Here is a 26,655-nt window from a genome sequence, read left to right as displayed (position 1 = left end):
ATTACGCTTCGCCGTCGAGAATGTCGAACAGCTCGTCCGCGGTGGCCGCGCTGAGGTCGTCCGCGGGGGTGTCCTCTCCGAAGAGCGCCTGCCGCAGGTGCGTGGCGAGCTCGGCGGCGGACGGGTAGTCGAAGATCAGGGTCGGTGCCAGTCGGCAGCCGGTCACCTCGCCCAGGCGGCTCCTGAGTTCCAGTGCGGTGAGCGAGTCGAATCCGATGTCGAGGAATCCGCGCTCGGCCGGGACCGCTTCGGCGCCCGAGTGCCCCAGAACGGCGGCAGCGTGGCTCCGTACCAGGTCGAGAAGGGCCTGTTCGCGGTCCTCGGTGCTCAGCCCGGCGAGACGGGTGACCAGCGCGGCGGGATCGGCGCTCTTCGTGCGGCTCCGGACCACGGGGCCGGCCTCGGTGAGGACCAGGTCCCGCAGAAGGGAGTGCAGCGCACCGGGCTTCGCCTTCAGGGTCGGTACGTCGACGGCGAGCGGCACCAGCGCCGGCCGTCCGGAACGCAGGCCCGCGTCGAAGAGCCGCAGCGCGTCGGCGGGAGCGAGAGCGGGCAGGCCGCGTGCGGCCATGAGACGGGCATCGTCTTCGATGGCCTCGGTCAGGCCTGTGGCGACGTCCCACAACCCGTAGGCGAGGGAGGTGGCCGGCAAACCCTCCGACCGCCGCTGCACCGCCAACGCGTCCAGGAACACATTCGCCGCCGCATAGTTCCCCTGACCCGCAGCCAGCACCGAACCACCCGCCGACGAGAACATCACGAAGAACGCAAGATCCCGCTCACGCGTCAACTCATGCACATACCAAGCACCATCCGCCTTCGCACCCAACACCCGATCCAACCGGGCCCCATCCATCGACCCCACCAAACCGTTGTCACCCGCACCCGCCGCATGCACCACACCCACCAGACCAGCACCCACACCCTCCACCAGACCCACCACCGCAGACCGGTCCGACATATCACACGCCACCACCGACACCTCCGCACCCAACCCACGCAACACACCACACAACTCATCAACCCCAGGAGCCCCCGGACCACGACGCCCCGCCAACACCAAACGACGCACCCCATACACCTCCACCAAATGCCGCGCCACCAACCCACCCAAACCACCCGTACCACCCGTCACCAACACCACACCGTCCGGCACCCTCTCCACCGTCGCGCCACCGGCAGACACCTCGACCAGACGCGGGACCAGGACCTCACCCCCACGCACCGCAACCTCCGGCTCACCCGACCCCAACACCACACCCGCCACATCCGCGAACGAACCACCCCCCGCATCCACATCCACCAACACAAACCGACCCGGATTCTCCGCCTCAGCCGCCCGCACCAACCCCCACACCGGCGCCTGACACACATCCACACCCACATCCCCCGCAACCGCCACCGCACCCCGCGTCACCACCACCAACCGACCCGCCTCATCAGCCCCCAACCACCCCTGAACCGCCTCCAACACCCCACCCAACACCGACCGCACACCCACCACCGGATCCACACCCACCACCGGAACCGGCACCTCAAACACCCTCGACACCGGCACATCACCACCAGCAACCCCAGCCGCCACCAACGGCCGCCACACCACCTCATGCAACCCACCACCCACACCCGACCCAACAGCCAACTGCTCCACCGACACCGGACGGAACATGAGTCCGCCGATCGTGGCCACAGGGGCGCCGTCCTGGTCCGCCAGGCTCAGCGTGCGACTGCTGACGCCCTGAGGGGAGAGCCTCACCCGCAGCGAGCGGGCCCCGGCAGCGTGCAGGGACACGTTCGTCCAGGTGAAGGGAAGCTCGGTCGGCTCGTCGCCCGTGACGTCCTCACCGACTCCCAGCGCGTGCATGGTCGCGTCGAGCAGGGCGGGGTGGAGACCAAACCGTTCGGCGTCTCCGTGCGCCTGCTCGGGCAGCTCGACCTCGGCGAAGACGTCGTCCCCTCGCCGCCACGCGGCTTTGAGCCCCCGGAAGACGGGGCCGTAGACGTAACCCTGTTTGTGGAGCAGCTCGTAGGCGTCGTCCGTTCGTACGGCGGTCGCGCCGGGCGGGGGCCATTCGGTGAGGTCGAACGCCGGCACGGACTCACCCGCACCCACCACACCATCCGCATGCAACACCCACCCCGCACCCGAACCCGCACCCTCCCGACGCGAATGCACCCGCACCGAACGAGAACCCACCTCGTCCAAACCACCCACCACCACCCGCAACGCCACACCACCACGCTCCGGAACAACCAACGGCGCCCGCAACGTCAACTCCTCCACCACCCCACAACCCACCTCATCCCCAGCCCGCACCACCAACTCCACAAACGCCGCCCCCGGCAACAACACCGACCCCAACACCACATGATCCGCCAACCACCCCATCCCCTCCACCGACAACCGCCCCGTCAACACCACACCACCCGAATCCGGCAACTCCACCGACGCACCCAACACCGGATGATCAACCACCACCTGCCCCAAACCACCCGCATCCCCACCACCCACACACTCCAACCAAAACCGCTCACGCTGAAAGGCATACGTCGGCAGATCAACACGACGAGCACCCGAACCCTCGAAGAACCGCGCCCACTCCACCGAAGTGCCACTCACGTGCAGCTGCCCCAACGCCAACACAGTGGAGGCGACCTCCGGACGCCCCTTGCGCACCAACGGAACGAAGACCGCCGACTCCGCCTCCACCGACTGCTGCGCCATCCCACTCAGCACACCGTCCGGACCGATCTCGACGAACGACGTCACACCCCGCGACGCAACGAACGACACCGCATCCGCGAAGCGGACCGCCTCACGGACGTGCCGCACCCAGTACTCCGCCGAACCCCAACCCGACGCCAGATCCCCCGACACACCCGACACCACAGGAATCGACGGAACACCGAACGACAGCCCGGCGACCACCGCCCCGAAGTCGGAAAGCATCGGCTCCATCAACGGCGAGTGGAAGGCGTGCGACACCCGCAGCACACTCGTCCTGCGCCCCTGACCGGCAAACTTCCCCACCAGATCAGCAACCGCCGCTTCCGTACCCGAGACCACGACCGAACGCGGCCCGTTGACCGCCGCGATCCCCACCTCACCGTTCAACAACGGAAGCACCTCAGCCTCCGTCGCCTCCACCGCCACCATCGACCCACCAGAAGGCAACGCCTGCATCAACCGACCACGCGCCACCACCAACTCAGCCGCATCGGCCAGGGACAACGCCCCGGACACATGCGCAGCCGCAATCTCACCCACCGAATGCCCCACCAGGAAGTCCGGACGCACCCCCCACGACTCCACCAACCGGAACAACGCCGTCTCCACCGCGAACAACCCCGCCTGGGCAAACATCGTCCCGCTCAGCAGCTCCGCATCCTCACCCCACACCACCTCACGCAACGAACGCCCCAGCCGGCCATCCAACTCCCCCACGACCGCGTCGAAGGCCTCCGCGAACACCGGATAGGCCTCATACAACTCCCGGCCCATCCCGAGTCGTTGCGCACCCTGGCCCGTGAACAGGAACGCCGTAGCACCCGCCGGCCGCGCAGCCCCCCGTACCACCGAAGGTGACAGCTCACCCCCGGCCAACGCGGTCAGACCCCGCACCAGCTCCGCACGGTCAGCGACCGCAACCACCGCACGATGCTCCAGCACCGCACGCGACACCACCGACGAAAAACCCACATCCAACAACGCGGAAGAGGACTCCCCCAACTGCTCCAGCAGCTTCGCCGCCTGGGCGGACAACCCCGCCTCACTCCGCGCCGACAACACCACCGGCACCACCGGAACCTCCACCACAGATTCCGACCCCGGCTCCTCCACCACCGGAGCCTGCTCCACAATCACATGCGCATTCGTCCCACTCAGACCGAACGACGACACACCCACCCGACGCGGACGATCCCGCACCGGCCACACCCGCGACTCCGTCAACAACTCCACCGCACCCGCGTCCCAGTCCACATGCGGCGAACGTGTCTCGGAGTGAAGGGACTTGGGCAGCACACCGTGCCGGATCGCCTGCACCGCCTTGATCACCCCGCCCACACCCGCAGCCGCCTGGGTGTGGCCCAGGTTCGACTTCAGCGAGCCCAGCCACAACGGATCACCCTCCGGGCGCCCCTGCCCATACGTCGCCAACAACGCCTGCGCCTCGATCGGATCACCCAGCCGCGTCCCGGTCCCGTGCGCCTCCACCAGATCCACGTCCGTGGTCGTGATCCCGGCGTCCTCCAGCGCCGCGCGGATCACGCGCTGCTGCGACGGACCGTTGGGGGTGGTCATCCCGCTCGACGCGCCGTCCTGGTTGATCGCGCTTCCCCGGACCACCGCGAGAATCGGGTGACCGTTCCGCTGGGCGTCCGAGAGGCGCTCGACCATGAGGACGCCGACGCCCTCCGAGCAGCCGGTGCCGTCCGCCTCGGCGGAGAAGGACTTGCAACGGCCGTCCTTGGCCATACCCCGCTGATGGCTGAAGTAGAGGAACATGTCCGGCGTCGTCATCACCGTCACGCCACCGACCAGCGCCATCGAGCAGTCGCCTCGGCGCAGTGCCTGTCCTGCCCAGTGGAGGGCGACGAGGGACGAAGAGCATGCGGTGTCCACCGTGACGGCGGGGCCTTCGAGGCCGAGCGTGAAGGCCACGCGGCCGGTGACGAGGCTGCCGTCGCTCGTACCCGGTCCGTAGTCGTGGTACATGACACCGGCGAAGACGCCGGTCCGGCTGCCCTTCAGGGAGAGGGGATCGATGCCCGCGCTCTCCACCGCCTCCCAGGACGCCTCCAGCAACAACCGCTGCTGCGGATCCATCCCCAACGCCTCACGCGGCGAGATCCCGAACACCCCGGCATCGAAATCAGCCGCCTCGTACAGAAACCCACCCTCACGCGTCACCGTACGATTCGGCTTCCCCGGCTCCGGATCGTAAAGACCCTCCACATCCCACCCACGATCCACCGGAAAACCCGACACACCGTCCCGGCCCTCCACCACCAGATCCCACAACTCGGCCGGAGAACCCACACCACCCGGAAAACGACACGCCATCCCCACGATCGCAATCGGCTCGGTGGCGTCGCCGGTGAGGCGGTCGTTGGCCGACCGCAGGCGTTCGTTCTCGACCATGGTCGAGCGGAGGGCCGCGACCAGCTGCTCTACAGATGCTTCCATGATGTCCTCAGCCCTCGCTCGGGTTCCGGGTCGGGTCGGCGGACGCGAGCGCGGCACGCACCAGGTCGTCGACGTCCATGGTCCTGATCGCTTCGCCGGCCGGCCCGGCCTCGTCCTGCGAGGCGTGCGTTGCGGTTTCGGTGGCGGGTGCGGGTGCCGCGGGTCGGGCGGCGAGTTTCAGCAGTGCGTCCAGCAGGCCGGCCTCCCGGAGCGCGTCGACCGGGATGTCCGCGAGGGCCTGCCGGACGGAGGCGTCGGTCTCCGCGCTCGCGGGCCCGCCCGGTGAGGGGGCGGAGGCAACGGGTGTCTCCGGTGTGTTCTCGTCGATGCCCGAAGGGAGCTCGTCGAGGAGGAATTCGGCCAGCACCGTCGGACTGGGGTAGTCGAACATGAGTGTCGCCGGAAGTCGGAGGCCGGTGGCCTTCTGGAGCCGGTTACGGAGATCGATCGCGGCGAGCGAGTCGAGGCCGAGCTCGGTGAAGCCCTTGGAGACGTCGATGGTGGCCGGGACGCTGTGGCTCACTCCGGCGACCTGCTCGCGTACGACGTCCAGCACCGCGCGCCTGCGTTCGGCCGCCTTCATGCCGGACAGGCGCTGTTCCAGGGTGAGTTCGGCGACGGGCGCGCTCGCCGCGGTGACGGCGGGTGCCCGCACCTCCTTGCGTGCCGCGGGCCGTTCCGGTGCGCCGAGCACGTCCTTGAGCAGGTACGGCGGTTCGGCCGGGGCCTGGTGGTCGCGCTCCACCCGGATCGGTACGAGCACCGGCCGGTCGAGTTCCAGTGCCTCGTCGAGGAGGGCCAGGCCCTCGGCGGTCGGCAGGGCCGGCATGCCCATGATGCGCATGCGCCGCAGGTCGGCGTGGGTGACGCCGCCCCCGAGTCCGGTCCTGGTCTCCCAGAGGCCGAACGCCAGGGAGGTGGCCGGGAGTCCGGCCTCGCGGCGGTGTGCGGACAGGGCGTCCAGGAAGCGGTTGGCGGCGGCGTAGTTGGCCTGGCCGACTCCCACGACGAGTCCGGCACAGGAGGAGAAGAGGATGAACGCCTTCAGGTCCAGGCCGCGTGTCGCCTCGTGCAGGTTCCAGGCCGCGTCCACCTTGGGGCGCATCACCGTGTCGATCTGTGCGGGGGTCAGGGCGGCGAGCAGCGCGTTGTCCATGACGGCTGCTGCGTGGACCACCGCCGTCAGCGGATGCGCGGCCGGTATCGCGGTCAGCATCTCGTCCACGGCCGCACGGTCGGACGTGTCGCAGGACGCGAGGGTGACGCGGGCGCCGAGTCCGTGCAGTGCGTCGCGGAGTTCGGTGGCGCCGGGTGCGTCCTGGCCGCGTCGTCCGGCGAGCAGGAGATGGCGTACACCGTGCTGTTCCACCAGATGGCGGGCGACGACGGCACCGAGGCCGCTGGTCCCTCCGGTGATCAGTACGGTCCCCTCGGCGTCCCAGGGCAGGGGCGCGGTGGGCGCCGCCGCCGCCACCCGGGCCAGGCGGGGTACCCGTACTTCGGCGCCGCGCAGGATCGCCTCGGGTTCGCCCGATGCGGCCACCGCGGCCAGCGACTCCCGGGCCGTATCGCTGCCGTCGGAGTCGATGAGGACGAAGCGGCCGGGGTACTCCTCCTGGGCGGAGCGCAGCAGCCCCCAGACCGGTGCCTGGACCAGGTCGACACCGGTGGCGTCGCCCTCCTGGAGAGGAAGGGCGTCGCGGGTGACCACCATGAGGCGGGAGCCGGCGTACCGCTCGTCAGCGAGCCAGGACTGCAGCGTGGCGAGGACCTGACCGGTCAAGGAGCGGACGGCCGCCGGGATGTCGTCGTGGTCCGCGGAGCGCGGCAGGGGCAGGAGGACCACGTCGGGCAGCGGGGCGCCGTCGGTCAGGGCGGCCCCGAGAGCGGGAAGGTCCTGGTAGGCCGTGCCGGGCCAGGCCGCGGCCGTGCTTTCGGTGCCGGTCCCGAGCACCGCCCAGCGGTCGGTGGCCGCGGCGACGGCCGCGCCGAGGGGCAGTTGCTGGCTGACCAGTTGGAACACGGCCTCGTGTTCACCGCCGCCTCCCGCGGCGGCGGCCGCGTTGACCTTGGCCGCTGTGACGGGGCGGACCACCAGGGACTCGATGGTGGCGACCGGGGTACCCGTGGGGTCGGTGAGTTCGAGACGTACCGCGTCGGACCCTTGTGACCGGTGGGATTCGACGGCGGTGATGCGCACCCTCAGCCGCGAGGAACCGGCGGCGTGCAGGGTGACGCCGGACCAGGCGAACGGCAGTTGGGTGCCGCCGACGTCCTGGGGGCGGCGGCCGTCCATGAAGTCGGTGGCGCTCAGCGCCGCGTCGAGGATGGAGGGGTGGAGCCGGAAGTCCTTGCCGACGTCCAGGGAGTCCTCCGGCAGGGAAACTTCCGCGAACGTCTCACCGCCCCGGGACCAGATGCCGCGCAGGCCCCGGAACATGGGGCCGTAGCCGTACCCCTGGCCGGTGAGGTAGTCGTACACACCGGAGATGTCGACCTCGGTCGCCCCCGCGGGCGGCCAGTCCCCCGGGGCGGGGGCGAAGGCCCCGGCGGGCGGTGCCTGCCCGCTTCCCGGGGCGAGTACGCCGCTGGCGTGCTTGCTCCAGGGTGCGCCGGCCGGGGCGTCGTCGGCGCGGGAGTAGACGGCGAGTGAGCAGCGCCCGCCCGCGTCGGGGGCGTCGACGACGACCTGGACGGCGAGTCCGCCGTGGGGCGGGATCGGCATCAGTGCCTCGATGGTGAGTTCCTCCACCACCTCGCAGCCGACTTCCTCACCGGCCCGGATGGCCAGTTCGATGTATCCGGTGCCGGGCAGCAGCACGGTCCCGAGGACATCGTGGTCGGCGAGCCAGGAGTGGGTACGGACGGAGAGCCGCCCGGTGAGCACCACACCGCCGGCCTCCGGGGAGGCGACCACGGCACTGAGCAGCGGGTGCGCGGCGGCGGTCTGGCCGAGGCCGGTCACATCGCCGCCGACGGGGTCGGGGGCGTCGAGCCAGTACGTGGTCCGGTCAAAGGCGTACGTGGGCAGGTCGACCTTGTGGCCGCCGCGGCCGTCGAGCACGTCGGCCCAGTTGACGACGGGGCCGGCGACGTGCAGCCGGGCGAGGGCGGCGAGCAGGGTGGGGACCTCGGGCCGGCCCTTGCGCAGGACGGGCACGGTGAGGGTGTCGGGCGAGCCGGGTGCGGTGGCCTCGGTGAGTGCGGTGAGCACCGCGTCGGGTCCGAGTTCCACGAAGCGGGTGACGCCCTGGTCCGAGAGGTGAGCGATGCCGTCGGCGAATCGGACGGCTTCGCGCACATGACGGACCCAGTACTCGGGTGAGGTCAGCTGCTCCGCGGTCGCTTCGGTTCCGGTCACATGGGACACGACGCGCATCGAGGGTGCGGCGTACGTGAGTGTCTCGGCGACCTTCCGGAAGGCGTCGAGCATGGGCTCCATGAGCGGTGAGTGGAAGGCGTGCGACACGTTCAGCCGCTTCGTACGACGTCCCAGCGCGGCGAAGTGCTCCGCGACCGCGAGCGTCTCCTTCTCCGCCCCGGACACCACCACGGCCGACGGACCGTTCACCGCCGCAAGACCCACCTCGCCGCTCAGCAACGGAAGCACCTCCGCCTCGGACGCGGCCACCGCCACCATCACGCCACCGGCGGGCAGCTCCTGCATCAAACGGCCCCGTGCCACGACGAGTTCAGCGGCGTCCGTCAGCGACAGCACACCCGCGACGTGCGCGGCCGTGATCTCACCGATCGAATGCCCCGCGACCACATCGGCCCGCACGCCCCACGACTCGACCAGCCGGAACAGGGCAGTCTCGACCGCGAACAACCCGGCCTGGGCGAACATCGTCCCGTTCAGCAGGTCCGCGTCCTCACCCCACACCACCTCACGCAGTCCCACACCCAGCCGGGCATCCAGCGCGGTGGCCACCGCGTCGAACGACGCCGCGAACACCGGGAACGCCTCATACAACTCCCGGCCCATCCCCAGCCGCTGCGCACCCTGGCCCGTGAAGAGGAACGCCGTCAGGCCATCCGCGGAGGAACCCGCCGACGTGACGACCTCCGCACACTCCCGGCCCGCCGCCAGATCCGACAACGCACGCACCGCCGCCCCACGATCCGCGGACAGCACCACCGCACGGTGATCCAGCACCGCACGCGTCGTGGCCAGGGAGTGGCCGATGTCGGCCGGCGACTCCTCCGGATGCGCCTCCACATGGGCGAGGAGGCGGCCCGCCTGCGCGGTGAGCGCCGTGGCGCTCCGGGCGGAGAGCGGCAGCGGTACGACGGGCAGCGGTCCGGTGGCACCGTCCGGCTCGTCCGGCTCCGCCTGCTCGACCGCCGGCGCCTCCTCGATGATGACGTGCGCGTTGGTACCGCTGAGCCCGAACGAGGAGACGCCCGCCCGCCTGGGCCGGTCCTGCGCCGCCCAGTCGACCGGCTCGGTCAGCAGTCGTACGCCGCCGGCCTCCCAGTCCACCTGCGGCGACGGCTCGTCGACGTGCAGGGTCCGGGGCAGCAGGCCGTTGCGCAGGGCCATCACCATCTTGATGACACCGCTGACACCGGCGGCTGCCTGGGCGTGCCCGATGTTCGACTTGACCGAGCCGAGCCACAGCGGGCGGTCGGCGGGGCGGTCCTGGCCGTACGTGGCGAGCAGGGCCTGCGCCTCGATCGGGTCGCCCAGCCGGGTGCCGGTGCCGTGTCCTTCCACGGCGTCCACGTCGGCGGGGGTCAGCCCGGCGGCCGCCAGGGCCTTGCGGATGACGCGCTGCTGGGAGGGGCCGTTGGGGGCGGTCAGCCCGTTGGAGGCGCCGTCCTGGTTGATGGCGCTGCCCCGGACCACGGCGAGGACGGGGTGCCCCTTGCGGCGTGCGTCGGAAAGGCGCTCCACCAGCAGGAGACCGACTCCCTCGGCCCAGCTCGTGCCGTCGGCCGCGCCCGCGAACGCCTTGGAGCGTCCGTCGGCCGCGAGGCCGCGCTGCCGGCTGAAGTCGACGAAGATCTCCGGGGTCGGCATGACGGTGACACCGCCCGCCAGGGCGAGGTCGATCTCGCCGGTGCGCAGCGCCTGGCAGGCCATGTGGAGGCTGACCAGGGAGGAGGAGCAGGCTGTGTCGACCGTGACGGCGGGCCCTTCGAGGCCCAGTGCGTAGGCGACGCGGCCGGAGGCGATACTGCCCGCGCTGCCGTTGCCGAGGTATCCGGCCAGGTCGTCGGGAACGTCGGTGACCCGGCTGCCGTACTCGTGGTACATCACACCGGCGTACACACCGGTCTGGCTGCCGCGCAGCGTCTCCGGGTCGATGCCGGCGCGCTCGAAGGTCTCCCATGCGGACTGGAGCAGCAGCCGTTGCTGCGGGTCCATCGCCAGGGCCTCGCGCGGCATGATGCCGAAGAACTCGGGGTCGAACTCCGCCGCGTCGTAGAGGAATCCGCCTTCGCGCACGTAGGTGCGGCCGGGGAGTCCCGGTTCGGGGTCGTAGAGGGCGTCGGCGTCCCAGCCCCGGTCGGCGGGGAAGTCGCCGATGGCGTCGACGCCGCCTGCGACGAGGTCCCACAGGTCCTCGGGGGAGCGCACGCCCCCGGGGAAGCGGCAGCTGATCGCCACCACCGCGATCGGGTCGTCGTCCACCGCCGCGTGCGGGGTCGCGGCGCGCTCGGCGATGGCGGCCGTGCCGGTGAGCAGGGTGTCGAGATGTCCGGCCACCGCACGGGAGTTGGGGTAGTCGAAGACCAGCGTCGCGGGCAGTCGCAGCCCGGTGGACCCGACCAGCAGATTGCGCAGTTCCACGGCGGCGAGGGAGTCGAACCCCTGGTCGCGGAAGGCGGTGTCGGGTCCGACCGCCTCGGGGGTCGGCTGGCCGAGGACGGAGGCCACCTGGGTGCGGACCGTGTCCAGCAGGATGCGGGCGCGCTCGTCGGGGGTGGCGCCCGTCAGGCGGCGTTCCAGGGCGGAGCCGGTGGTGGTCGCCCGCACGGTGCGGCGGGCGGGAGCGCGGCCCCTGCCGCGCAGCAGTGCGGGGACCTCGTCGCTGCGGGCGGCCAGCGCCGCGGCGTCGATGGTGAGGGGGACGACGACGGCGTCCTCGACGACGAGGGCGGCGTCGAAGAGCTCCAGGCCCCGTTCGGCGGGGAGTGCCGGAAGGCCGAGGCGGCGCATCCGGTCCAGGTCGGCTTCGGTGAGGTCGCCGCCGAGCCCGGTGCTGACGTCCCACATGCCGAACGCGATCGATGTCGCGGGCAGTCCGGCCGTCGTGCGGTGGGTGGCGAGCGCGTCCAGGAAGACGTTGGCTGCCGCGTAGTCCCCCTGTCCGGCGGCGAGGACGAGGCCGCCCGCCGAGGAGAACATGACGAACGCGGTGAGATCGGTGTCCCTGGTCAGTTCGTGGAGGTGCCAGGCGCCCTCGGCCTTGGGGCGCAGAACGGCGTCGAACCTGTCGGGCGTGAGGCTGCCGACCAGGCCGCCGTCGGCGATCGCGGCGGCGTGCACGACGGCGCGCAGGGGGCGGCCGGCGTCGATCCCGGCGAGCAGTGCGGCCAGGGCGTCGCGGTCGGCCACGTCGCACGCGGCGATCCGGACCTGGGCGCCGAGACCCGTCAGTTCGGCGGCGAGTGCCGCCGCACCGGGTGTGTCCGGGCCGCGCCGGCCCGCCAGCAGGAGGTGCCGCACACCGTGGGCGGTGACGAGGTGGCGCGCGACGAGGGCGCCGAGTCCGCTGGTGCCTCCGGTGATCAGCACCGTTCCGTCGGTGTCCCACGGCGCGAGCCGTGCCGGCTCGGGGGCGGTGGCGCGGCCCAGCCTGGGCACCCACGACTCGCCGCCGCGCAGGGCGGATTCGGGTTCGCCGGACGCGACGGCTGCGGAGAGCGCGGTGTCCGTCGCCTCGGATTCGTCCTCGACGTCGAGCAGGTGGAAGCGGCCCGGGTTCTCGGCCTGCGCTGCACGTACCAGTCCCCAGACGGGGGCCTGGGCCGGGTCCACGTCCTCACCGGACCGGACGGGCACGGCGCGCCGGGTGACCACGACGAGGGGGCCGGTGCCCGCCTCGGGATCGTCGAGCCGGTCGCGTATCTCGCCGAGCACGTGGTGTGTGAGGGCGCGCGCCGCTTCCGGCACGTCCTGGCCCTCGGGCGCTGCCGGGCAGTGCAGGACGGTGTACGCGGGGGTGGCGCCGGCGTTCTCGGTGACCGGCTCCGTCCGCTGCCAGACGATCCGGTGGAGGGAGGCGGACCGGGCTCCGGAGGCTGCCGCGATCTGCTCCGGCGAGACGGGGCGGGAGACGAGCGACTCCACTGTGGCCACCGGTGCGCCGCTCTCGTCGGCGACCAGGATGGCGGACACCTCGTCGCCACGTATCCGCTGGATGTGAACGCGTAGCGAGGGGGTTCCGGCGGCGTGCAGGGTGACGCCGTTCCACGAGAAGGGCAGCAGCGTGGCCGCGTCGGCGGCCGGATCCGTCAGCAGATCGGCGTGCATGGCGGCGTCGAGGAGTGCGGGGTGCAGTCCGAAGACCGCCGCCTCGCTGCGGGCGGGACCGTCGAGGGCGACCTCGGCGAACACGTCGTCGCCGCGCCGCCATGCCGCGCGCAGGCCCTGGAAGGCGGGGCCGTAGTCGTACCCGCGTTCGCGCAGCCGCTCGTAGGCGGAATCGACGTCGACCGGGGTGGCGCCGGCCGGCGGCCACTGGGTGAGGTCGAAGGCCGGTTCGGCCGCCTCGCGGGTCAGGGTGCCGTGGGCGTGCCGGGTCCACGGCACGTCGGGGTCCGATGAGCCGCGGGAGTGGATGCTGACCGTGCGGGCGCCGGAGGGGTCCGGTGCGCCGACGACGACGCGCAGGGCCACTCCGCCGCGGGCCGGCAGTGTCAGCGGTGCTTCGAGGAGCAACTCCTCGATCCGGCCGCAGCCCACGTGGTCGCCCGCCCGGATCGCCAGCTCGACGAAACCGGTGCCCGGCAGCAGCACGCTGCCCAGCACGCCGTGGTCCGCGAGCCATGGCTGGGTGCCGGTCGCGAGCCGCCCGGTGAGGACGACCCCGCCGTCGTCCGGTGTCGCCACGGCGGCGCTGAGCAACGGGTGGTTGACCGCTTCGAGTCCGGCCGCATCGAGGTCTCCGGGGGCGGCGGCCAGGTCGAGCCAGTAGCGCTGGTGCTGGAAGGCGTAGGTGGGCAGGTCCGGGCCCTGACCGAGGCCACGGTGACCGAAGAAGACGTCCCGGTCGACGGTGACACCGCGCGCGTGGGCTCTGCCGACGGCGGCGAGGAGTTCGCGTACCTCGGGCCGGTTCCGTCGCAGTGAGGGGACGAAGGCGAACACCTCGGCGTCCTCGACACAGTCCTGGCCCATTCCGCTGAGCACGGCATCGGGTCCGATCTCGATGTACGAGGTGACGCCGCGGCCTTCGAGGAACCGGACCGCGTCCGCGAAGCGGACCGCCTCACGGACGTGCCGCACCCAGTACTCCGCCGAACCCCAACCCGACGCCAGGTCCCCGGACACACCGGACACCACAGGAATGGACGGGACGCCGAACGACAGCCCGGCCACCACCGCCCCGAACTCCGCCAGCATCGGCTCCATCAACGGCGAATGGAACGCGTGCGAGACCCGCAGCACACTCGTCCTGCGGCCCTGCCCTTCGAACGTGGCGACCAGCTCACGCACAGCCGCTTCCGTACCCGAGACAACGACCGAACGCGGCCCGTTGACCGCCGCGATCCCCACCTCACCGTTCAACAACGGAAGCACCTCAGCCTCCGTCGCCTCCACCGCCACCATCGACCCACCAGAAGGCAACGCCTGCATCAACCGACCACGCGCCACCACCAACTCAGCCGCATCGGCCAGGGACAACGCCCCGGACACATGCGCAGCCGCAATCTCACCCACCGAATGCCCCACCAAGAAGTCCGGACGCACCCCCCACGACTCCACCAACCGGAACAGAGAAGTCTCCACCGCGAACAACCCCGCTTGGGCAAACATCGTCCCGTTCAGCAGATCCGCATCCTCACCCCACACCACCTCACGCAAACTCACACCCAACCGCGCATCCAACTCCCCCACCACCACATCGAACGCCTCCGCGAACACCGGATAGGCCTCATACAACTCCCGGCCCATCCCCAGTCGTTGCGCACCCTGACCGGTGAACAGGAACGCGACCTTGCCCTCACTGACCGCGTCCCGCACCGGCCCGTCGCCGGCTGCCAGCGCCTCCAGCGCGGCTGCGAGTTCCGTACGGTCGGCGCCGAGCGCCACCGCACGGTGGTCCAGGGCGGCGCGGGTCGTCGCGAGGGCGTGGCCCGTGGCGGCGAGGGCGTCGTCGGGGACGGTCGCGAGATGGCCGAGCAGGCGCGTCGCCTGGGCGCTCAGCGCGTCCGGGGTCCTGGCCGAGAGCGGCCAGGTGAGCAGGCCGGAGGTGGGACCGGCCGGCTCCGGCGCGTCCTGCGGCGTGGCGGAGGGCGGCTCCTCGATGATCACGTGGGCGTTGGTGCCGCTGATACCGAACGACGACACCCCGGCGCGACGCGGGCGGCCGTGCGCGGGCCAGGCGGTGGGGCCGGTCAGCAGCGCGACGGCGCCGGACTCCCAGTCCACCTGGGAGGACGGCTCTTCGGCGTGCAGGGTCGCGGGCAGGGTGCCGTGACGCATCGCCTGCACCATTTTGATGATGCCCGCCACACCGGCTGCCGCCTGGGTGTGGCCCATGTTGGACTTGATGGAGCCGAGCCACAGCGGGCTGTCGTCCGACGGGCGTTCCTGGCCGTAGGTCTCCAGCAGCGCCTGGGCCTCGATCGGGTCGCCGAGAACGGTGCCGGTGCCATGGCCCTCGACGGCATCGACGTCGGCCGGGGTGAGGCCGGCGACGCTCAACGCGCGTCGGATGACGCGCTGTTGCGCGGGCCCGTTGGGCGCCGTGAGACCGTTGGAGGCACCGTCGGAGTTGACGGCGGAGCCGCGGACGAGGCCGAGGACCCGGTGACCGTTGCGTTCGGCGTCGGAGAGCCGCTCCAGCAGGAGCATGCCGACACCCTCGCCCCAGCCGGTGCCGTCGGCACCGCTGCCGAACGACTTGCACCGCCCGTCGGCGGCCAGGCCTCGCTGCCGGCTCATGTCGACGAACGTGTCGGGGGTGGACATGACGGTGACGCCGCCCGCGAGGGCGAGGCTGCAGTCGCCGCGGCGCAGCGCCTGGGCGGCCCAGTGCAGGGCGACGAGTGAGGACGAGCAGGCGGTGTCGACGGTGACGGCCGGTCCTTCGATGCCCAGGGTGTAGGCGACCCGCCCGGAGACCACGCTGGCGAGGCTGCCGTTGCCGTGGTAGCCGGCCACCTGCTCGGGCAGCGGGCCCAGCCGCAGCCCCCAGTCGTGGTACATCACACCGGCGAACACACCGGTGTCGCTGCCGCGCAGGGCGTGCGGGTCGATGCCCGCGCGTTCGACGGTCTCCCAGGCGATCTCCAGCAGCAGTCGCTGCTGGGGGTCCATGGCCTGTGCCTCACGGGGGCTGATACCGAAGAACTCGGCGTCGAATCCGGCCGCCTCGTAGAGGAATCCGCCCTGGCCGGTGAGGCTCTTGCCCGGTGTGCCGGGCACGGTGTCGTGGATGTCGGTGGCCCAGCCGCGGTCGGTGGGGAACGCCGATACGACATCGCGCCCTTCCTCGACGAGCTGCCACAGCTCCTCGGGCGAGGTAACGCCGCCGGGGTAGCGGCAGGCCATGGAGACGATGGCGATGGGGTCGTCGTCGGAGGCGGTGACAGCGGCCGGGGCGGGCGGGCCGGCCTGGTGTTCCGTGTCGCCGCCGAGCCGGGAGGCCAGATGGTCGGCGAGGGCTCCGGGCGAGGGGTAGTCGAAGACGAGGGTGGCCGTCAGGGGCAGGCCGGTGGCGGAGCCGAGCCGGTTGCGGAGTTCGACGGCCGCGAGGGAGTCGAAGCCCATCTCGTTGAACGCCCGTGTGGTGACGACGCGTTCGGGTCCGTCGTGGCCGAGGACGGCGGCCACCTGGGTGCGGACCAGGTCGAGGAGGGCCTCGCCACGCTCCGAGCGGGTCAGGCCGGCCAGGCTGCGCGCGAGGGACTGCTCGACCCTGATCCCGCCCCCGCCCACGGCGCGGCGGGGCGGACGGACCAGAGCACGAAGGAGGGCCGGTACGTCACCGGCGCGGGCGTTGAGCGTGCGCAGGTTCAGCCGTACGGGCATGACTGCCGGGTGGTCCGCGGTGGTGATCGCACGGTCCAGGAGGGCGAGGTTCTCCGCGACGGACAGGGGTTGGAGGCCCAGACGTTCGATGCGCCGCAGTGCGGCCTCGTCGAGGGTGCCGCCCATGCCGCCGGTGCCGGTCCACAGCCCCCAGGCGAGCGAGGTCGCGGGGAGTCCGAGGGCGGCACGGTGGGTGGCCAGGGCGTCGAGGAAGACGTTGGCTGCGGCGTAGTTCCCCTGTCCGGCACCGTCCAGCACGGTGGCGGTGGAGGAGAACAGGACGAACGCCGACAGGTCCATGTCGCGCGTGAGTTCGTGCAGGTGCCAGGCACCGTCGGCCTTGGGCCGCAGGACGGTGTCCAGGCGGGCGTCGTCGAGGGAGTCGACCAGTGCGTCGTCGAGCACCCCCGCCGCGTGCACCACGGCGCTCAGCGGCAGCCCCTCCGGTACGGCGGCCAGGGTCTCGGCCATCGCGTCGCGGTCGGCCGCGTCACAGGCGGCGATCACGACCTCCGCGCCGAGTGCGGTCAGCTCGGCCCGCAGCTCCTCGGCGCCGGGCGCATCCGCGCCCCGGCGGCCGGTGAGCAGCAGTCCGCGTACGCCGTGTGCGGTGACCAGGTGCCGGGCGACCGTGGCGCCGACGCCACCGGTGCCGCCGGTGATCAGGACGGTGCCGTCGGTGCGCCAGGGGGCGGAGGCGGCGGTGTCCGGTGCCTGCGTGGTGCGGGTCAGCCGGGGTACGAACAACTGCCCTTCGCGCAGGGCGATTTCGGGTTCGTCCGTGCCGTCGGTGAGGCGGAGCAGTTCGTCCGTGCCGAGGGAGCCGTCGGTGTCGAGCAGCAGGAAGCGGCCGGGGTGCTCGGCCTGGGCCGAGCGCACCAGGCCCCAGACGGGCGCCTGGGCGAGCGCGGCCGGCTCCCCCGCGACGGCGGCGACCGCGCCCCGGGTGAGCACGGTCAGCCGCGCGGTGGCGGAACGCTCGTCGGCGAGCCGGTCCCGTACGGCCGCCAGCGTGTCTCCGAGGACGGCACGGACGTCGGCGGCGACATCGGGGCCGGCCGGTGCGGGGCAGATGTGGACGGCGGTGTCGGGGTCCGGCCGGGTGGCGGCGGGGGCCGGCAGCGGGATCCACCGGACGTGGTGGAGCGCGTCGGGGTGGGCTGTGGCGGCCAGCCCGCCGGCGGCGAGGGGCCGGACGAGGAAGGAGTCGACGGAGGCCACCGGGGCTCCGGCGGCATCGGCCAGTTCGAGGGCGACCTCGTCGGTGCCGGTGGCGGTGACGCGTACCCGCAGCGTGGTCGCGCCCGCCGCGTGCAGGGTGACTCCGGTCCAGGCGAAGGGCAGCAGGATGCGCTCGTCCGGGGTGTCCGTGCCGGCCGCCGTGGCAAAGTCGGTGGCGTGCAGGACCGCGTCGAGGAGCGCGGGGTGGAGCCCGTAGGCCGAGGGCGGGTCGCCGGCCGTCGCGGGCAGTCGCACCTCGGCGAACACCTCGCCCTCCCCGCCCCTCCAGACGGCTCGCAGTCCGTGGAAGGCGGGCCCGTACGCGTAGCCCTGCGTGGCCAGGTCACCGTAGAGGCCGGTGATGTCCAGGGGCTCGGCACCGGGGGGCGGCCAGGTGCCCGCCGCGAAGTCCGCGGTCCGCGGCCCGGCGGGGTTCCGGGGGGCGAGGCTGCCGGTCGCGTGACGGGTCCACGGGGCGTCGGCGGGGGCGTCCTCGTCGCGTGAGTAGAAGGCGAGGGCACGCAGGCCGGTGGGGCCGGGAGCGTCGACGACGATCTGGAGGGCGACGCCGCCCGTGGTGGGCAGGGTCAACGGGGCCGCCATGACGAGTTCGTCGAGGCGTTCGCAGCCGGTCTCCTCACCGGCCCGGACCGCGAGGTCGACGAACGCGGTTCCGGGCAGCAGGACATGGCCGTCGATCACGTGGTCGGCGAGCCAGGGATGCGAGCGCAGCGAGACCCGTCCGGTGAGAACGGCGCCGCCGGTGTCCGCGAGGCCCACCACCGCGCCCAGCAGGGGGTGGTCGGCTGCCATCTGGCCGAGCGCCGTCGCGTCCTGGGCGGCGTCGGGGGCGCTGAGCCAGAATCGTTCGTGCTGGAAGGCATAGGTGGGCAGCTCGACGCGCCGGGCGCCGGAACCGGCGAAGAAGGCGTTCCAGTCGATGCGCGTGCCACGCGTGTGGGCGACGGCCACGGCGGCGAGCAACTGCTGCGGTTCGTCGTGCCCGCGTCGCAGGAGTGGGACGAACTCCGCGGACGAACCGGCGCTCGCGCGGCCCATGGCACAGAGCACCGGGTCGGGTCCGAGCTCGAGGAAGGTGGCGACGCCGCGCTCCGTGAGGGAGGCGACGGCGTCGTGGAAGCGTACGGGCGCGCAGACGTGCCGTACCCAGTACTCGGGATCGGTGAGTTCCCCGGCGGTGGCGAGCCCACCGGTGAGGGCGGAGACGACGGGGATCTTCGGCGCGGTGTAGGTGAGGATCCGGGTGATCTGCCGGAACTCTTCGAGCATGGGTGTCATCAGCGGCGAGTGGAACGCGTGGCTGACCCGGAGCCGCTTGGTGCGGTGGCCGTCGGCCTCCAGCCGGGCGGCGAGGGCGGTGACCGTGTCCTCGTCACCGGACAGGACGACCGCGCGGGGGCCGTTGACGGCGGCGATGCTCACCGTGTCGCGGCAGTGCGCGAGGAGCGGTTCCACCGTCTCCTCGTCGGCCTCCACCGCGATCATGGCGCCGCCCTCCGGCAGCGCCTGCATCAGCCGGCCGCGTGCGGCGACGAGGGTGGCGGCGTCGTCGAGCGAGAGCACACCGGCGACATGGGCGGCGGTCAGCTCGCCGATGGAGTGCCCGGCCACGTAGTCGGGGTGAACGCCCCAGGACTCCAGGAGCCTGAACAGGGCGACCTCGACGGCGAAGAGGGCCGCCTGCGCGTACATGGTGCGGTCCAGCAGAGCCGCCTCGGGGCTGCCCTCGTCGGCGAACAGGACGTCCCACAGGGAGCGGTCGAGCTGGAGATCGAGATAGCCGATGGCGTTGTCGAGGGCTTTGGCATAGACCGGGTAGGCGTCGTACAGCCGACGCCCCATGGCCAGGCGCTGGCTGCCCTGACCGGTGAAGAGGAACGCGGTGCCGCCGCCTTCGGTGACCGAGGCGAGGACGCCCGGGAGTTCGCGGCCGTCGGCCACGGCGCGCAGTCCGTCCAGGAGGCCCGTGAGGTCACCGGCGAGCACCACGGCGCGGTGCGGCAGCGCGGAGCGGGTGGTCGCCAGGGAGTGGGCGAGGTCGAGCGGCCGGGTGCCCGGGGTGCTCTCGACGTGGGTCAGCAGGCGCCGCGCCTGGTCGCGCAGGGCGGCCTCGGTCTTCGCGGAGAGAACCGCCGGCAGCGGCCGGCCCTCGTCGGCCGGGGCGCCGTCACCCTCGGCGTCGCTCTGCGCGCTCTCGGCCGGCGGTTCCTCGACGACGATGTGGGCGTTGGTGCCGCTGACACCGAAGGAGGAGACGGCGGCCCTGCGGGGGCGTTCGCCGGGCTCCCACGGCACGGGTTCGGTCAGCAGCCGGACCTCCCCCGCCGACCAGTCGACGTTGGGCGAGGGGGCGTCCACGTGCAGTGTCGCGGGCAGCAGCCCGTGACGCATCGCCATGATCATCTTAATCAGTCCGGCCGCGCCCGCCGCCGCCTGGGTGTGCCCGATGTTGGACTTCACCGAACCGAGCCAGGCCGGTCCCCCGGTGCGCTCCTGCCCGTAGGTGGCGAGCAGTGCCTGGGCCTCGACGGGGTCGCCGAGCGTGGTGCCGGTGCCGTGCGCCTCGATGGCGTCGACCTCGCCCGCGGTGAGTCCGGCGTCCGCGAGTGCCTGGCGGATGACCTGGCGCTGGGCGCGGCCGCTCGGTGCGGTCAGGCCGTTGGACGCCCCGTCCTGGTTGATGGCCGTGCCGCGTACGACGGCGAGGACCGGGTGGTTGTTGGCCCGGGCGTCGGAGAGGCGTTCCAGGACGAACACGCCGGCGCCCTCCGCGAACGCCGTGCCGTCCGCGGCGGCGGCGAACGCCTTGACGGTGCCGTCGGCCGCCAGACCGCGCTGCCGGCTGAACGCGGTGAACACGCCGGGGCTGCCCATGACGGCGACCCCGCCGGCCAGTGCGAGGGTGCACTCGCCGCGCCGCAGGGACTGGACGGCGAGGTGGAGGCCGACCAGCGAACCCGAGCAGGCGGTGTCGACGGTCAGCGCGGGGCCTTCCAGGCCGAGTGTGTAGGCGACCCGGCCGGAGACCACGCTGGGCGCGTTGCCGCTGAGCAGATAGCCGTCCAGACCGTCAGGTGCTTCGTGCAGGCGCATCGCGTACTCCTGCGGCTCCGCGGCGACGAAGACGCCGGTCCGGCTGGAGCGCAGGGTCTGCGCGTCGATTCCGGCCCGCTCCACGGCCTCCCACACGGTCTCCAGCACGAGACGCTGCTGCGGGTCCATGGCGAGGGCTTCACGAGGGCTGACGGAGAAGAAGTCGGCGTCGAACCCGGCCGCGCCGGAGAGGAATCCGCCGTGGCGGGCGTAGGTGGTGCCGGGGGTCGTGGGGTCGTCGTCGAAGAGACGGTCCAGGTTCCAGCCGCGATCGGTGGGGAAGTCGTCGCGGATGTGGGTTCCGTCGGCGACCAGCCGCCACAGCTCCTCGGGCGACGACACGTCACCGGGGTAACGGCAGCCGATGCCGACGACGGCGATCGGGTCGTCGGTGGCGATGCCCGGCGCGACGACCGGATCGGGCAGGTCCGGCAGGCCCAGGGCCTCGGTGCGCAGATGTGCGGCGAGGGCGGCCGGTGAGGGGTGGTCGAAGGCGACGGTAGGGGGCAGGGGGAGGCCGGTGGCCGCGATCAGCCGGGCGTGCAGGGCCACCAGCGCCACGGAGTCGAGCCCCAGCTCGCGGAAGGCGCGTGCCGGGTCCACGGTCTGTGTGGTGTCCGGCCGGGTCTGCCGCAGGACGGCCGAGGTGTTCTCGCGCACCAGGTCCAGCAGCACCCTGGTCTGCTCCGAGGTGGGGAGGGATTCCAGCTCACGCACGAGTGCGGCCTGCCGCTCCGTACCCCCGTCCGGCACACCGTCGGTGCCAGAGACGAAGTTTTCCGACTCAGTCATCTGCACTCCACACAATTGTCGCCCGTCACCGGACTGAATTCACCAAGGAACCGCACCACTGCGGGTCACGCTATGAAGGCGAAGGGCCGCGCACAGCCCCTAGAGCCCCCCTAAGAGGAACCGGAATCCGCCGGCGCGATATCCGCGCGGTCACGGTCCCGGACACCACCGGATTCCAGCGCCGTCCTGTCGAACGCCCTTTGTACGTAGGAGAGGTCGGCGATCAGTCCCGACGCGGTGACCTCCCGGGTGCGGGCCGGGCCGACGAGCCCGGCCAGCGGCAGCCTCCCGATGCCTGCCCACCGCAGCCGGCCGTCGCCGTCGATGTAGCTGCGGGCCCGGCCGTGGTTGTCCGGGTGCAGGCAGTAGGGGATGTCCAGGGCCCCCTGCCTGAAGGCGAGTTCGAATGCGTGCCCGATGTCGGTGGACAGTTCGAGTACGCCCTCGATCAGCGCTCTGGCCTCCAGGTATGTCTGCGAGTCGGACTCGGCGGGGGCAGGGGCGCCGGCCCGCGCCGCCCTCGCGGTCAGGGCCGCCGCCTCGAGTGCGGCGACGTTCTCCGCGACGGTCGGGATCCGGCGGGACTCCGCCACGGTCTTCACGATGAGCCGCTCCGACCCGGAGGTGACAGCGAGCCGTGCCGCCTCGTCGAGCAGCCGGTAGGCCCCCTCGTCCGTGGTCGGGTACACGCCCATGTAGGCGTAGATGACCACGTGCCAGTTGGGTGTCGGAAGCAATTCGCCGCAGAGCCTCCGCAGAGCCGCGACCGCTTCCCGGTCCTGGCCCGGATGGGTCTGCTGGGCATAACTGAGCGACACACTGCGTATTCCGTGCTGGCAGAAGAACAGCGCTTCGAGCAGACTGATCGCCACCAGCTGACTGGGTGGGCACAATTGGCCCAGCATGCAGCCGCCGAACGTCTCCAGATGGGGTTCCACTCCCGATTCCCGCAGCTGCGCGAAATCCTCGGTGCAGCGGACCCAGTTCCGTACGGACTCGTCCAGCGGAGTCCGTCCGTAGGGGAGGCAGTAGGAGACGGGGCCGCCCTCCGTGGCATTGATCAGCGTCCTGCGCAGCGCGGCGAAGATGTCCCCGGGAACCGCCGATCCGTGCCTGACCTGGACCGGGAACGTCTCGTCCCTGATGCCCGCGAGGACCTGCCCGGTCACGGCCCGGTCGTAGGTGACGATGGGGTATCCGTTGAGCTTCGCACCGGATCTCAGGGCCGAGTCCACGGAGGCGAGTTCACCGACCCTCGTATAGCTGTCGAGGGTGATGGTGCCGACCGTCGTGGCGTCGGCGGCGCGGGTGGCGGCCAGCCCCGCGCGCATGGTGCCGGGGTCGCTGAACCCCATGCGGGGCTGGACCACCAGGTCGCCGGTCCGGCTTCTCGCGCGGACGAAGGCTCCGAAGTCCACCGGGCGCGCGCCCTCGGCCGTCCGCCGGAGCGGGTGCGCGCCCGGTCTCACGCCACGACCTCGGTACGTTCCAGGGGACGGGCGGCCGCGGGCAGCGCGCCGACGAACCGGCTGAACTCCCGCGTGGTGGTGGAGGAGTCGTCGAAGACGGCATCGAATCCGGCGGACATCAGCTCGCCGATCGCCGCGTCGCTCTGCTGCCCCGCGACGCCGAGCTTGCCGCCGATGACCACCGGGGTCGAGGCCAGTTCACCGCAGGCGCGCAGCGCGTCGATGACGCGCAGGCCGTCCTGGTGGCCGTGCCCGTTGACGCTGCTGATCACCACCAGGTCGGGGGCCGTCTCCCGGCAGGCGTCGATGAGGACCTGGTCCGGGACGCACGGGCCGAGGTTGATGACCTCGTAGCCCAGCTCCTCGATGAGCAGCTGGAGGAAGACGAGGTTCCAGGTGTGCGAGTCGGAGGCCACGGTCGTGACGACCACGGTGCCGCGTCGGCCGCCCGCCGGGCTCACGGTGTCCGTGGCGCCGTGCATCAGGCCGGCGCTCACTCCGCCTCTCCCGCAGCGGTGCGCGCGGACGTTCCGTCCACGGCCGCGTAGGAGCGGCTGTGCTCGATCCGGGAGACGGACAGCACCGTGTCGCCCCGCACCACCACCTCCGTGGGGGCCGGGCGGCCCAGGAACATCAGCAGGCTGGCGGTCGGCCCGTAGGCACCGGCGTTGGGGATCGTCACCAGATCGCCCGGGGCGAGGGCCGGCAGGTCTATCTCGCGGCCGAGGATGTCACCGGGGGTGCACAACGGGCCCACCAGACTGGCGGATTCGACGCACTCCCCCGATTCGGTCCCGACGGCGACGGGCAGCAGCCGGCCGAGGCCCGACATGCCGCCGAAGGTGTTGATGCCCGCGTCGAGGATGACGAACTTGCGGCCGCGGCTGACCTTGACGTTGCTGACCGAGGCGACCAGCGTGCCGCTCGCCCCGACGAGGTAGCGGCCCGACTCGCAGGCGAGCTCGGGGCCCTCGGTCCGCCACTGGGGGAAGTGCGTGTCCAGCGCGGCCGCGAGTTCGCCGCGCAGCTTGGGGTACGCGCCCCGGCCACCGGGAACGGCGTAGGGCACGGTGAAGCCTCCGCCGATGTCGAGGAAGCGCAGGGGGAGGTCCAGTTCGTCCTGGAGGCGGGCGGCCAGCTCGATGGTGTGCCGGAACTCGCCGACGAGGCTCTCCTCGTCCTTGGCGTTGCTCAGCGGGAAGAAGTGCATCCCCGTGATGCGGATGCCCGCGATCGTGCGCAGTTCGGGGAGGACACCGGCCAGGGTCTCGCTGTCGAAGCCGAACTGCGAGGGGGTGCCGGTCATCCGGATGCTGCTGGTGGCGCTGGCGGTGGCGCTGTTGACGCGCAGCAGGCAGTCGGCGGTCGCACCGTTCGCCAGGGCCGCGTCGGCCACGTGGCGGACGTCGGAGACCGAGTCGGTGGAGAAGACGCGGACTCCCAGCCGGATCGCCTCGGCCAGCTCGCCCGGGGTCTTGCCGGGGCCGGTGTAGAGGCAGTCCTCGCCGCGGAACCCTGCGGCGAGGGCGGACTCCAGTTCGCCGGTGGAGCTGATCTCGGGCCGGCAGTGGCGGCCTTCGCCCTCGCGCAGGGCCCGGACCAGGTCCGGGTGCGGGTTGGCCTTGAGGGCGTAGAAGAGGGTGAACTCCTCGGGCAGGGCTTCGAGCAGCTGCTGACGTGCCGCGTCGACCTCGTCGAGGTCGTACACGTACAGAGGTGTGCCGAAGCGTTCGGCCAGTGCCTGGTATCGGCTCATCGCCCTTCCCCGTCGATCATCTCGGTCAGTGCCTGCCGGGCGTTCTTCCCGTGCAGGCTCAGCGGCAGTTCGTCCAGGACGCGGCACAGGGCGGGCACCTTGGCCGACTCCAGACGCTCGGCCAGTTCCTTGAGAACGGTGTGGGGAGCCAGATCCGTCTCGGCGAAGATGACCAGGTCGCGGGTGTCGGTGGGCGGCAGCGCCGTGGCGGTGCGCACGCCGGGTATGTCCATGGCGGCGGCCTCGATCTCCACCGTGCTCATCCGGATGCCCTTGCGCTTGAACATGTCGTCGCGGCGGCCCTCGAAGTAGAGGTAGCCGTCCTCGTCGAGCCGGCCGTAGTCGCCGGTGTGCAGCCGCAGCGCCCCGCTGTCCGGGTCGGGGCGGAAGGTGCGCGCCGAGAGTTCGGGGCGACGCCAGTAGCCGGGCATGACGTGCGGTCCCGCGGCGACGATCTCGCCGGTCTCGCCCGCCGGGAGGGGCCGGCCCTCGGCGTCGAGGATCAGGACGGTGGTGCCGGGGAGCGGCAGCCCCACCGACCCGGGGCGCTGGTGTTCCTCGTCCGGCGGCATGATGCTGACGCGCTTGCACTCGGTCTGGCCGAACTGGCGGACCACCTGCACTCCGGGGAACGCCTCGCGCAGGGCGGTGACCGCGTGGTCGGGAAGCGCCGCGCCGGTGTTGGTGAACATCCTCACGGGGGGCGGGTCCTGGGCGTCGCGCGCGGCGAGGGTGCCGATCATCGTGGCCAGCGACGGCACGATGGGGACCACGGTGGCACCGGTCTCGCGCATCCGCCGCAGCAGTACGAGGTCGGACTCGCCGCCGTCCAGGACCAGTTGGGAGCGTCCGAGGCAGGCGAGCAGCACCTTGTACAGGCCGTAGTCCCAGGAGATCGGGAAGCGGCAGAAGACGACGTCGTCGGGGCGGTAGCCCAGCACCTCCTGGATGGCGCGGGAGGCGAAGGTGACCTGCGCGTGCGGGCACACGACCGCCTTGGGGGCGGCGGTGCTGCCGGAGGTGTAGACGAGGAACGCGGTGTCGTCCGCGCTGATGCCGAGGGGCGGGGGCGCCGGGCGTCCCGCGGCCTCCTCGACGTGCGGCCAGATCGCCGTGAGGTCGTGCACGGGGAGAGCGGCGGCCCGGCCGAGGACCTCGGTGGTGGGGCCGTCGCCGATGATCAGGGAGGGTTCGGCGTCCTCGATGACGGACCGGAGGTGGTACTCCTTCATCGCGGGGTTGAGCGGTACCAGGATCACACCGAGGCGCGAGGCCCCGTAGACCATGGCCACGAGCTCGCGCCGGCTGGGGATCTGCACGAGCAGCCGGTCACCGCGTGCCGCGCCCTGCTCGCTGAGCCAGACGGCGAAGCCGTGACTGAGTTCGGCCATCCGCCGGTACGTCACCTCACCGGCGGCGTCGCGCAGACACTGCCCGTCCGGGGTGTCCGCGGCCGCGTCGTCGAGCAGGGAATGGACCGTCCCGCCGTTCCCGTGCGCCGTCGGCGCGCAGGTGGTGTTCGGATTCTCCACGGTTCCAACGTCGCTTTCGGGAGTGGGTGGCGAGCGGGCCACGCCGTCGCGCGACGGGGCCGGGCTCTTCGGGGTGGTGAGACCCCGGTGCGGCCGGGGCACGGGCCCGGAGGGGGTGGGCCCGTGCCCCGGCTTCCGGGGGGGGTGGTCGAATCCCAAACGAGAGGAGCTAGTCGGCGACGCTCAGCGCCGCGACCGGGCACACGTTGACGGACTCCAGGACTTCCTCGCGCAGCTTCTCGTCCGGGGTCTCGATCAGCAGTACGACCTTGCCGTCCTCGTCGTTCTGGTCGAAGACGGCGGGCGAGGTGATCACACAGGAACCGGCCGCGACACAACGCTCTTTGTCGACGATCACACGCATGGAAAACTCC

At 72.0% G+C, this 26,655-nt stretch carries 6 protein-coding genes and 1 pseudogene; all 7 read right to left on the bottom strand.

Going from position 1 to position 26,655, the window contains the following annotated elements; genetic code table 11:
* Position 1: 1 nt before the first annotated feature.
* Positions 2-5,095: pseudogene (locus OG446_RS27030) on the bottom strand (type I polyketide synthase); the annotation flags it as partial.
* A 100-nt stretch (positions 5,096-5,195) separates the two neighbouring features.
* Complete coding sequence (locus OG446_RS27025) at positions 5,196-21,530, bottom strand: SDR family NAD(P)-dependent oxidoreductase (RefSeq protein WP_443050233.1); 16,335 nt, start codon at positions 21,528-21,530, stop codon at positions 5,196-5,198.
* 104 nt (positions 21,531-21,634) lie between these two features.
* Positions 21,635-22,993, bottom strand: a complete 1,359-nt coding sequence (locus OG446_RS27020) for a methylaspartate mutase (protein ID WP_328896458.1) — start codon at positions 22,991-22,993, stop codon at positions 21,635-21,637.
* Complete coding sequence (locus OG446_RS27015; protein ID WP_328896457.1) at positions 22,990-23,490, bottom strand: cobalamin B12-binding domain-containing protein; 501 nt, start codon at positions 23,488-23,490, stop codon at positions 22,990-22,992. The genes OG446_RS27020 and OG446_RS27015 overlap by 4 nt, the downstream gene beginning before the upstream one ends.
* Entirely contained in the window at positions 23,487-24,749 is a 1,263-nt protein-coding gene (locus OG446_RS27010) for a type III PLP-dependent enzyme (protein ID WP_328896456.1), read from the bottom strand. Before OG446_RS27010 ends, OG446_RS27015 begins: the two co-directional genes overlap by 4 nt.
* Complete coding sequence (locus OG446_RS27005) at positions 24,746-26,281, bottom strand: AMP-binding protein (protein WP_328896455.1); 1,536 nt, start codon at positions 26,279-26,281, stop codon at positions 24,746-24,748. Before OG446_RS27005 ends, OG446_RS27010 begins: the two co-directional genes overlap by 4 nt.
* A 169-nt stretch (positions 26,282-26,450) precedes the next feature.
* The gene (locus OG446_RS27000) at positions 26,451-26,645 is read right to left on the bottom strand and encodes a ferredoxin (protein WP_219568384.1); all 195 of its coding nucleotides are present in this window, start codon (positions 26,643-26,645) and stop codon (positions 26,451-26,453) included.
* Positions 26,646-26,655: the final 10 nt, after the last annotated feature.

The sequence above is a fragment of the Streptomyces sp. NBC_00236 genome, from assembly GCF_036195045.1.
Taxonomy (GTDB): Bacteria; Actinomycetota; Actinomycetes; order Streptomycetales; family Streptomycetaceae; genus Streptomyces.
This window is presented reverse-complemented; position numbering and strand designations above follow the sequence as displayed.

Excerpts from the sequence above, each read along its gene's own strand:
- OG446_RS27010 (WP_328896456.1), bottom strand. The coding sequence starts at position 24,749 with ATGAGCCGATACCAGGCACTGGCCGAACGCTTCGGCACACCTCTGTAC.
- OG446_RS27000 (WP_219568384.1), bottom strand. The coding sequence starts at position 26,645 with ATGCGTGTGATCGTCGACAAAGAGCGTTGTGTCGCGGCCGGTTCCTGT.